Source organism: Deinococcus sedimenti (assembly GCF_014648135.1).
In the GTDB taxonomy this organism is placed as follows: Bacteria; Deinococcota; Deinococci; order Deinococcales; family Deinococcaceae; genus Deinococcus; species Deinococcus sedimenti.
This window is the reverse complement of record NZ_BMQN01000020.1, coordinates 36,646-45,740: the sequence shown is the minus strand read 5'-3', so window position 1 is coordinate 45,740 and position 9,095 is coordinate 36,646. Positions and strand designations below refer to the sequence as shown.

The 9,095-nt window shown below is 71.4% G+C and carries 8 protein-coding genes, 1 tRNA gene and 1 rRNA gene; 6 read left to right on the top strand and 4 right to left on the bottom strand.

Features of this window, described 5'->3' with window-relative positions; genetic code table 11:
* The first annotated feature begins 104 nt into the window (after nucleotides 1-104).
* A 5S ribosomal RNA gene (rrf, locus tag IEY69_RS19170) occupies nucleotides 105-221 on the top strand.
* Between the two features lie 67 nt (nucleotides 222-288).
* A tRNA-Gly gene (locus IEY69_RS19165) sits at nucleotides 289-364 on the top strand.
* Nucleotides 365-468: 104 nt separating this feature from the next.
* Here IEY69_RS19165 and IEY69_RS19160 read toward each other — a convergent pair.
* Together IEY69_RS19160 and IEY69_RS19155 are read right to left on the bottom strand one after the other, a co-directional pair.
* On the bottom strand, nucleotides 469-1,269 hold the full coding sequence (locus tag IEY69_RS19160; RefSeq protein WP_189074742.1) for a polyphosphate kinase 2 family protein: 801 nt from the start codon (nucleotides 1,267-1,269) through the stop codon (nucleotides 469-471).
* Nucleotides 1,266-2,606 (bottom strand): hydroxymethylglutaryl-CoA lyase-like TIM-barrel protein, encoded by a 1,341-nt coding sequence (locus IEY69_RS19155; protein WP_189074741.1) that lies wholly within the window; start codon nucleotides 2,604-2,606, stop codon nucleotides 1,266-1,268. Before IEY69_RS19155 ends, IEY69_RS19160 begins: the two co-directional genes overlap by 4 nt.
* 70 nt (nucleotides 2,607-2,676) lie before the next feature.
* On the opposite strand from IEY69_RS19155, the gene IEY69_RS19150 reads away from it, so the two are divergent.
* Entirely contained in the window at nucleotides 2,677-3,903 is a 1,227-nt protein-coding gene (locus IEY69_RS19150; protein ID WP_229784131.1) for a citrate synthase family protein, read from the top strand.
* 8 nt (nucleotides 3,904-3,911) lie between these two features.
* On the opposite strand, the gene IEY69_RS19145 is transcribed toward IEY69_RS19150, so the two are convergent.
* Nucleotides 3,912-5,093 carry an MFS transporter gene (locus IEY69_RS19145; protein WP_189074740.1) on the bottom strand — a complete coding sequence of 394 codons (1,182 nt, stop codon included), beginning with the start codon at nucleotides 5,091-5,093 and terminating at the stop codon, nucleotides 3,912-3,914.
* Nucleotides 5,094-5,175: 82 nt separating this feature from the next.
* On the opposite strand from IEY69_RS19145, the gene IEY69_RS19140 reads away from it, so the two are divergent.
* Together IEY69_RS19140 and galE are read left to right on the top strand one after the other, a co-directional pair.
* Entirely contained in the window at nucleotides 5,176-6,288 is a 1,113-nt protein-coding gene (locus tag IEY69_RS19140; protein ID WP_189074739.1) for a substrate-binding domain-containing protein, read from the top strand.
* Nucleotides 6,289-6,308: 20 nt separating this feature from the next.
* Nucleotides 6,309-7,301: a UDP-glucose 4-epimerase GalE gene (gene galE, locus IEY69_RS19135; protein WP_189074738.1), complete on the top strand. Its 993-nt coding sequence runs from the start codon at nucleotides 6,309-6,311 to the stop codon at nucleotides 7,299-7,301.
* 39 nt (nucleotides 7,302-7,340) lie between these two features.
* On the opposite strand, the gene IEY69_RS19130 is transcribed toward galE, so the two are convergent.
* Complete coding sequence (locus tag IEY69_RS19130; protein ID WP_189074737.1) at nucleotides 7,341-7,997, bottom strand: TetR/AcrR family transcriptional regulator; 657 nt, start codon at nucleotides 7,995-7,997, stop codon at nucleotides 7,341-7,343.
* A 131-nt stretch (nucleotides 7,998-8,128) separates the two neighbouring features.
* On the opposite strand from IEY69_RS19130, the gene IEY69_RS19125 reads away from it, so the two are divergent.
* On the top strand, nucleotides 8,129-8,950 hold the full coding sequence (locus IEY69_RS19125; RefSeq protein WP_189074736.1) for an SDR family NAD(P)-dependent oxidoreductase: 822 nt from the start codon (nucleotides 8,129-8,131) through the stop codon (nucleotides 8,948-8,950).
* Nucleotides 8,951-9,095 lie beyond the last annotated feature (145 nt).

Below are 9,095 nucleotides of genomic sequence, written 5' to 3'. Positions count from 1 at the left end.
CTCGGCCGCTTGCGGCCGAGACGCACGACCCCGCTCGTTTCACCTCGTCTTGCTTCACTCCCGACAGTCGATTGACCGCCGTGAGGAATGACAAATCAAGACACCCCCGTGCCCATAGCACTGCGGAACCACCCCACTCCATGCCGAACTGGGTCGTGAAACGCAGCCGCGCCAATGATACTCGGACCGCAGGGTCCCGGAAAAGTCGGTCAGCGCGGGGGTTTTTTCTATATCACCACCGCAACCCACGGGTTGCGTGCACAGACCGCGCCGCTTGCGGCGCGACCTGCGGGAGTAGCTCAGCTGGTAGAGCACTACCTTGCCAAGGTAGATGTCGCGAGTTCGAATCTCGTCTCCCGCTCCACATTCACCCCCCACCTCGAAAGGAGTGGGGGGCTTTTTCTTGCCGGCACCAAAAAGGGCCGCCACCTGGATCACAGGCGGCGGCCCTCCTTCTTTGGGGGGACGTTACTTGATCTCCACTTCCAGCGGATCAAAGGAAACGTGTGGGTACTGCGGATCCATGCTCTTCAGGGTATTCAGCAGGATGCGCGTGATCAGCAGATTGCGGTACCACTTGCGGTCCGCTGGGATCACGTACCACGGGGCGGCCGATGTGCTGGTGCCCAGGGCGGACTCGTACGCCTCGGTGTAGGCGTCCCACTTGGCGCGGGCTTCCAGGTCGCCGGGGTTGAACTTCCAGTGCTTGCTCGGATCGGTCAGTCGGTCCTGTAGGCGTTGACGCTGCTCGTCGGGGCTGACATGCAGATAGAACTTCAGGATCTGCGTCCCACTGTCCGTCAGCAGCGACTCGAAATTCTCGATGTGTTTCAGGCGGGCCTTGGCGGTCTTGTTGTCGATGATGCCGTCCACCCGCGTCACCAGGACGTCCTCGTAGTGGCTGCGGTTGAACACCACGACCTGCCCGGCGCGGGGCGCCTGCGCGTGCACCCGCCACAGGAAGTCGTGCGCGCGTTCCTCGTCGGTGGGCACCTTGAAGTTCGAGATGCGCACCCCGTTCGGATTCAACGCGCCAAGGACGTGCTTGACCGTGCCGTCCTTCCCTCCGGCGTCGCGGGCCTGCAGCACGATCAGGAGCGACTGTTTGCTCTCGGCGTACAGTCGCTCCTGCCACTCGGCGAGGCCTTCCAGCAGCTCGTCGGTGAGTTCCCTGCCCTCGTCCTTGCTGAGGCCGCCGTCGTCGTCGGTGTTCCAGTCCTTTAATCGGACGCTCTTGCCGGGTTTGACGCGGTACTGGTCAGGGTTCATACCCCGGAGCGTACCACCGGGCCCCCCGCGCTCAGCTTGAGGGCTCGTTCAGCAATCTCCTCCCACTCGACGGCGGTCTGGCGGCCCGCGTCGAACTCGGCGGTCAGGAACTCATTCAGGGCGCGCAGGCCCGCGTGGTCCTTGCCCAGTTCGGTGCCGGTGTGCTGGCGGATCAGGAAGATCAGGCCCGCCACGCCGCTGTCCTTCGTCAGGGACAGGTCGAGCGGGCGGCCCAGCAGGGCGGGCACGTTGAACGGCGCGTACATCGGCCAGAACTTGTTCAGTCCGTCCGCGTGGATACCCGCGCGGGTGCGGTGCGCGTCCCGACCGAACAGCGGGTACTTGGCGGGCACGCCCTGCCCCAGCTCCTCGTACAGGTCGTTCAGGTCGTTCAGCACCGTGAAGTCCGCGTCGCCGGTCAGGCCCAGGCCGCTCAGGTGCAGCAGCATGCCTTCCAGCGGGGCGTTCCCGGTGCGTTCCCCCTTGCCGAGCAGCGTCCCGTTGATCGCGGCGCATCCGGCCAGGACCGCCGCGAGGCTGTTCGCCACGACCAGATGCGTGTCGTTGTGCGGGTGGAACTCCAGCGACTGAGCACTCAGCCCGGCGGCGCGCAGTTCGCGGATCATGCGCGGCACGCTGCGCGGCCACGCCGCCCCCTCCAGCGGGAGGCCGACCCCCATCGTGTCGCACACCCGGAACTTCGGCGCCTGCGAGGCGGGGAAGGGCGCGGCTAGGGTCTGCACGGCCTCCACGAACGGGAGGATGAACTCGCGGGGCGCGCGGGTGGCGTCCTCCAGGTGCAGCCTCGGGCGCAGCCCCGCGTCGAGCACGGCCTGCACGGCGTCCAGGTACGTGCGGGCCGCCTGGGCACGGCCGCCCGGCGTGAACTTGTGGAAGGTGTGGTAATCGCTGGCACTGGCCAGCATGCCGGTCTCGCGCACGCCCAGCCCGGCGACCAGATCAGCGTCTCTGCGGGTGGCGCGGATCCAGGTGGTCGGCTCGACCGGGTGCCCGCCCCGCCAGTGGTCGAGTGCGCCTTCCAGCATGGCGCGGTCGGCGGGGCGGTAGACGAAGAACTCCGCCTGCCGCAGCGCGCCGCTGCCCCCCGTGAAGCGGCCCATCAGGTCGTAGATTCGCAGGCCATCCGCGGTGGTCAGGGGCAGGCCGCCCTGCTGCCCGTCCCGGTGGGTGGTCTCGGTCGTCCAGGCCTGCGCGGGCAGCGAGGCGGGCTGCTCGCCGTCCTCCCAGATCACCTGTGGGAAGGTGTCTGCCGGGAACGCGGTGGGGAAGAGGTCGGGCGTCGGCACGTCACGCACAGCGGGGGCGTCCTGGGTCATGCCTGCACGCTAGTCCCGCGCCATCAATGTCGTCAATCTTGATTCTGGAATCAATGTTAGGCTGGATGAAGTGAACACCTCCCTCACCACGTCGCAGGCCTGCGAGCAGCTGGGTGTGAAACCCGCCACGCTGTACGCCTACGTCTCCCGCGGCCTGATCCGCAGCGTCCCCGGCCCCGTCGGCACCCGGCAGCGACGCTACGACGCGGGCGACGTGCAGGCCCTCGCCGGGCGGCAGGCCACCCGCCGCGACCCGCAGGCGGGCGTGCAGGCCGCCGTGCAGGGCAGCCTCGACGGGCTGCGCGCCGGGGGAACCGGGGGCGTGACGCCCATCCTCGACAGCGCCCTGACCCGCATTGGGGACGGCACCCTGGCCTACCGGGGCGTGGACGCGCTGAGCCTCGCCGATGCGGCCACCGTCGAGGACGTCGCCGCGCTGCTGTGGACCGGCGACCCCGGCACGCGGCCCACGCTGCCGCTGCGCGCCCGGCTGAACCTCAGCCACCACCCCCGCGCCGACACGCCCCTGGAAGCCCTGGGCTACGCCCTGACGTACGCGGGCGCGCACGACCCGGACGCCCTCGACACCCGCCCGGAAACCGGCCCCCGTCAGGCCGCGCGCATCCTGACGCTGCTGCACGCCACCGCCGAACGGCACGCCCGCCTGCCCCCCGCGCCGGACCTGCCGCTGCACGCCCGGCTGGCCCGCACCTGGGGCCGCCCCGACGGCGCGGACCTGCTGCGCCGCGCGCTGATCCTCCTGGCCGACCACGAACTGAACGTCAGCGCCTTCACCGCCCGCGTCACGGCGAGTGGCGGCGCCAGCCTCGCCCACTGCACCCTGGCGGCGCTGAGCGCCCTGCAGGGACCCCGGCACGGCCTGGGCGCCCTGCACGCCCACGACCTCCTGAGTGCGGCCCTGAACGGCGACACCCGCGCGGCCATGCGCGACGCCACCCGCCGCGCCGGGCACGCACCCGGCTTCGGCCACCCCCTCTACCCGCACGGCGACCCGCGCGCCCGCGCGCTGCTGGACGCCCTGGAGGCGCAGTTCCACGGGCATCCCGTCACGCGCGCCACGCACGCGGTCATCCACGCGCACGCGGGGGACACCGCCGAGCCGCCCAACGTGGACCTGGCGCTGGCCGCGCTGACCCTCGTGCTGGGCCGCCCCGCCGGGGACGCCGTCACGCTGTTCGCGCTGGCGCGCACGACCGGCTGGCTGGCCCACGCCCTGGAAACCCGCGCCGGGGGGCAGTTCATCCGCCCCCGCGCCCGCTACGTCGGCCCGGCCTGAAGTCCGCGTTACCGGCGGATCAGGGCGAAGGCCCGCCCGCCGAGCAGGGTGATCAGCGCGGCGCTACCCAGCGCGATGCCCAGCGCCCAGCCGAGGCCGACGTGGTCGGCGACGAAGCCGATGGCGGGCGGTCCGAGGAGGAACCCGCCGTATCCGATGGCGGCGACGGCGGCGATGCCGCGCCCGGCGAGGGCGTGCCCGGCGGTGCCGTACATGACGGGGACGACGTTGCTCAGGCCCAGGCCCGAGAGGGCGAAGCCGAGGGTGGCGGGCACCGGGTCGCGCCACAGCAGGGCCACGGCGAGGCCGACGGCGGTGACCAGGGAGCCGATGCGGACGATCTGTTCGTCGCCGAGGCGGGCGCGGCCCAGGTCGCCGAACCAGCGGCCTAGGGTCATGGTGGCGACGAACGCGGCGTAGCCGAGTCCGGCGGCGCCGCCGGGGACGTTCAGGACGTCGCGGAAGTACAGCGCGGCCCAGTCGTAGTTGGCGCCCTCGGCGAGCATGCCCAGGAAGCACAGCAGGCCCAGCAGTAGGACCGGGAGGGTCAGCAGCGGGCCGGCGGGGGTGGAGGCGGTCTGGGGATCGTCCTGCGGGGTGTCCCCGGCGGGGTCGGGGATCAGGAGGCGCAGCGTGACGGCGGCCAGCAGGAGGGTCGCGGCGACGATCAGCCCGGCGTGCAGGGGGATGGACACGCGGCCGATCAGGAGGCTGCCGGCCCCGGCGCCGAGCAGGCTGCCGAGGCTGAAGTAGGCGTGCAGGCGGCTCATGATCGGGCGGCCCAGGGTGCGTTCGACCGTGACGCCCTGGGCGTTCATGGCGACGTCCATGACGCCGTTCGTGGCGCCCAGGATGGCCAGCGCGGCGATCAGGGCGGGGAGGCTGGGCGCGAGGACGGGCAGCAGCAGGCTGAGGAGGAACAGCACGGTGGCGACGCGGGTGACGGGCGCGCTGCCCCAGCGGGCGATCCAGCGGCCCACGAGGCTCATGCTGATCACGGCGCCGATGCCGCTGGCGAGCAGGGCCACGCCGATCTGCGCGGGGGTGAGGCCCAGTTGGTCGCGCACGCCGGGGATGTTCACGGCCCAGGTGGCGAACACGGCGCCGTTCACCATGAAGACGGTGTTCAGGGCGCGGCGGGCGGCTTCCGCGCGGGGCTGGGGGGTGGTGGCGGGGGCGGCGGTGGTCATGGGTGGGACCTCGGGGGGTGGGGGAGGTGCGGGTCGGATCTGAATCGTTTCAGATCAGGTGTCCATACGCTACCATTCAGGCATGCCCCCCGCCAAGCCAGTCCCCACCGGGCCGCGCGCCGCCAGCCGACCCACCCTGCGGGACGTGGCACGCACGCTGGGCGTCAGCGTCGCCACCGTCAGCAACGCCTACAACCGCCCCGACCAGCTCAGCGAGGACCTGCGCGACCGCATCCTGGCCGCCGCCCGTGACCTGGGCTACCAGGGCCCCGACCCCCTGGCGCGCAGCCTGCGCCGGGGCCGCACCGGTGTGCTCGGCGTCGTGTACGACGCGCCGCTGGACTACGCCTTCGCCGACCCGGCCGCCGCGCTGTTCCTCGGCAGCGTCACCCGCGCCGTGCAGGACCGCGACCTGAACGTCCTGCTGCTGGCCGCGCCGCACGACCCGCAGGCCGACGCGACCCTGGCCGTCCGGAACGCCAGCGTGGACGGCTTCATCGTGTACTGCGCCGCCGAGGGCAGCCCGCTGCTGCGCGCCGTGCTGGACCGCGCCCTGCCCACCGTGCTCGTCGATCAGGACCCGCAGGGGGGCAGCGCCCACGTCGGCATTGACGACGCCGGGGGCGCGCAGGCCGCCGCCGCGCACCTGCTGGACCTCGGGCACCGGCAGGTGGGCGCGCTGTGCCTGGAACTCGCCGGGGACCGCCACCCCGGCCCGGTCAGCCCCGCCCGTGAAGCGCAGGTCGCGTACCGCACCACCGCGCAGCGCATCCGGGGCTACCGCGCCGCCACGGCCGAGCACCCGGACGCCACGCTGCACCTGATGGAAGCCGGGCAGAACACCCCCGCCGACGGCGAGGCCCTGACCCTGGACCTGCTGCGCGCCCACCCGGAGGTCACGGGCGTCGTGTGCATGAGCGACGTTCTCGCGCAGGGCGCCCTGCGGGCCGCCGCCACCCTCGGCCTGAGCGTTCCCGGCGACCTGAGCGTGATCGGCTACGACGACCTGCCCAGCTCCGGCGCGCTGAATCTCACGACCGTCTGGCAGCCCACCCCCGACAAGGGCGCGGCGGTCGGCGCGGCCATCCTCGCCCTGCTGGACGGGCAGGAGCCTGCCCCGGTCACCCTCCCGACCCGGCTGGTCGTGCGCGGCAGCACAGCCCCACCCAGACCGCCCGCCGCCCCGACCCGCTGAAGCGCGCTACGCTGGCGCCCATGAAGATTCTGGTCGTGGGCGGAGCAGGGTACATCGGGTCACACACGGTACGGCAACTGCGCCGCGCCGGGCACGAGGTCGTCGTGTTCGACAACCTGTCGAGCGGGCACGCCGAGGCCCTCCCCGCCGACGTGCCCCTGGTGCGCGGCGACCTGCTGGACGCGGAGGCCGTGCGCGCCGCGCTGAACGCCCACCAGCCCGACGCCGTCATCCACTTCGCCGCGCTGATCGAGGTGGGCGAGAGCATGCGCGCCCCGGCCCGCTACTACCGCAACAACGTGGTGGGCAGCCTGAACCTGCTGCAGGGCATCGTGGAGACCCGCAAGATCCCGCTGGTGTTCTCCTCCACGGCCGCCGTGTATGGCACCACCGACCTCGTCCCCATCCCCGAGACGGCCGCCATGCAGCCCGAGAGCGTGTACGGCGAGACGAAACTCATGACCGAGAACATGATCCACGCCTTCCACACCGCGCACGGCCTGCCGTACACGATCCTGCGGTACTTCAACGTGTGCGGCGCCGCGCCCGAGGGTGATATCGGCGAGGCGCACGCCAGCAAGAGCCACCTGATCGAGATGGCCGCCCTGACCGCCCTGGGCCAGCGCGAGAAGATGCTGATCTTCGGGGACGACTACCCCACCCCGGACGGCACCTGCATCCGCGACTACGTGCACGTGCAGGACCTCGCCGACGCGCACGTCCTCGCCGTGGAGGCCCTGCTGGGCGGCAAACGCCAGGACGGCACTTTCAACGTGGGCCTCGGGCACGGCTTCAGCGTCAAGGAAGTCCTCGACACCGTGGACGAGGTCGTCGGCACGCCCCTGAACCGCGAACTGGCCCCCCGCCGCGCCGGGGACCCGCCCCGCCTCGTGGCGGACGCCACCCGCATCCGCGAGGAACTCGGCTTCACCCCGCAGTTCACGGACCTGAAGGACATCGTGCAGACCGCCTGGAACTGGCATAAAGGCCACCCGCACGACTTCAGGAAGTGAACTGAAGGGTCAGGGGGAGGCGTGGAGCCTCTCCCTTTTTCACGCCTCCTGTTCGGCACTCAGGCCGGTGATCAGGGCGGTCAGGGCGTCGGGCAGCGCGGTGTCCAGGCTGAGGTGCAGCGCGCCCAGCGGGGAGTCGCGCAGGGCCTCGCGCACGGCGGGCGAGGGGTCGCTCATGGGTTGCAGGCCCGCGATGAGCGCCTGGGTGTACGTCAGCAGGCGGACGGGGGCGTCGCCGCGCAGGCCAGGCAGCGCGCGCTGGAGCCGGGGCGCGGTGGCGTTCAGGTGCGCCGCGACGCGGGTCTTGTGGGCGTGGGCGCGTTCGGCGCTGACGTTGTGTTCCAGGATGCCCGCCAGGAGTGGGATCAGCCGCGCGAGGTCCGGGTGCGCCAGGGTGAGGCTGCCCAGGGTGCGGGCGAGGGTGGCGGGGGTGTGGGTGCCGCCCAGGTCGAGGTGGCGGTTCAGGTCGTGGAAGAACTCGTCGAGCAGCTCCTCGTACAGGCTGAGGAAGAGGTCTTCCTTGCTGGGGAAGTACGCGAAGAGGGCGGCCTTGGTGAGGTGGACCTGTTCGGCGATGGCGTTCAGGGTGAGGTCGGGGTAGCGGTGGGTGTGCCACAGGGTGCGGGCGGCGGTGAGGATCTGCGCGCGGCGTTCCTGTTTGGCGGTGTCGCTGCGGGCGCGCGTCGGGGTGACCATGGGTTAATTATATCCGATGGCGTGATCGATGGTGTTCTGGCTGATGTGATCGGGTGTGTTGATAAACTAACCGCCGGTAACTAATCTCTATTTACCGGCGGTCGCTTAGGCGTTCCGCCAGAGGAGCCCCCATGACCCAGCCCGCCCCCACAAACCGGCCTGCCCCCAGCACCGCGCTGATCACCGGCGCCAGCAGCGGCATCGGCGAACAGATCGCCCACGAACTCGCCGCGCGCGGCAGCCACCTGATCCTCGTCGCCCGCAGCGAAGGCCCCCTGCACGCCCTGGCCGACACCCTCCGCGCCCGGCACGGCGTGCAGGTCCACGTCCTCCCGCAGGACCTCACCCGGCCCCACGCCGCCCACGACCTCCTGACCCGCACCCAGGCCCTGAACCTGAACGTGGACATCCTCGTGAACAACGCGGGCTTCGCCGACTACGGCGAATTCAGCGAACTGGACGTCCAGAAGCAACTCGACATGATCCAGGTGAACATCACCGCCCTGACCGAACTCACCCACGCTTACCTGGGCGGCATGCGCGCCCGGGGCCGGGGCCGCGTGCTGAACATCGCCAGCACCGCCGCGTTCCTCCCGGGACCCCTCATGGCCGTCTACTACGCCACCAAGGCCTACGTCCTGAGCTTCAGCGAGGCCCTGAACGAGGAACTGCGCGGCACCGGCGTCAGCGTCACCGCCGCCTGCCCCGGCCCGGTCGAGACCGGCTTCCAGGCCGCCGCGAACATGGGCGGCAGCCGCCTGCTGCGCGACCAGTTGACCCGCGCCGCGATCCTCCCCGCCCGCGAGGTCGCCGCGCAGGCCGTCACCGCCATGCTGCGCGGCGAGGCCGTGCACGTCATCGGCACCGTCAACCGACTCCAGACGCTGCTGCCCCGCCTGCTCCCCCGCCGCGTCCTGCCCCCGCTGATCCGCCGCATCCAGGGCCAGCACTGAGCCCGTATTGACCCATACTGGCCGCCCCGCCCTCACGGAATCAGGAGGGGCGGGGCGGTCCGTATGTCATTCACAGCGGTTTTCAGTTTCATTGAAGGGCCAACAGCACGCCCCTGGGTTCCACGTCCAACCGCTGTTTTCCTCA

Coding starts and splice junctions, on each gene's coding strand:
- IEY69_RS19160 (WP_189074742.1), bottom strand. CDS start 1,269: ATGAACCCTGACCAGTACCGCGTCAAACCCGGCAAGAGCGTCCGATTA.
- IEY69_RS19155 (WP_189074741.1), bottom strand. CDS start 2,606: ATGACCCAGGACGCCCCCGCTGTGCGTGACGTGCCGACGCCCGACCTC.
- IEY69_RS19145 (WP_189074740.1), bottom strand. CDS start 5,093: ATGACCACCGCCGCCCCCGCCACCACCCCCCAGCCCCGCGCGGAAGCC.
- IEY69_RS19140 (WP_189074739.1), top strand. CDS start 5,176: ATGCCCCCCGCCAAGCCAGTCCCCACCGGGCCGCGCGCCGCCAGCCGA.
- galE (WP_189074738.1), top strand. CDS start 6,309: ATGAAGATTCTGGTCGTGGGCGGAGCAGGGTACATCGGGTCACACACG.
- IEY69_RS19130 (WP_189074737.1), bottom strand. CDS start 7,997: ATGGTCACCCCGACGCGCGCCCGCAGCGACACCGCCAAACAGGAACGC.
- IEY69_RS19125 (WP_189074736.1), top strand. CDS start 8,129: ATGACCCAGCCCGCCCCCACAAACCGGCCTGCCCCCAGCACCGCGCTG.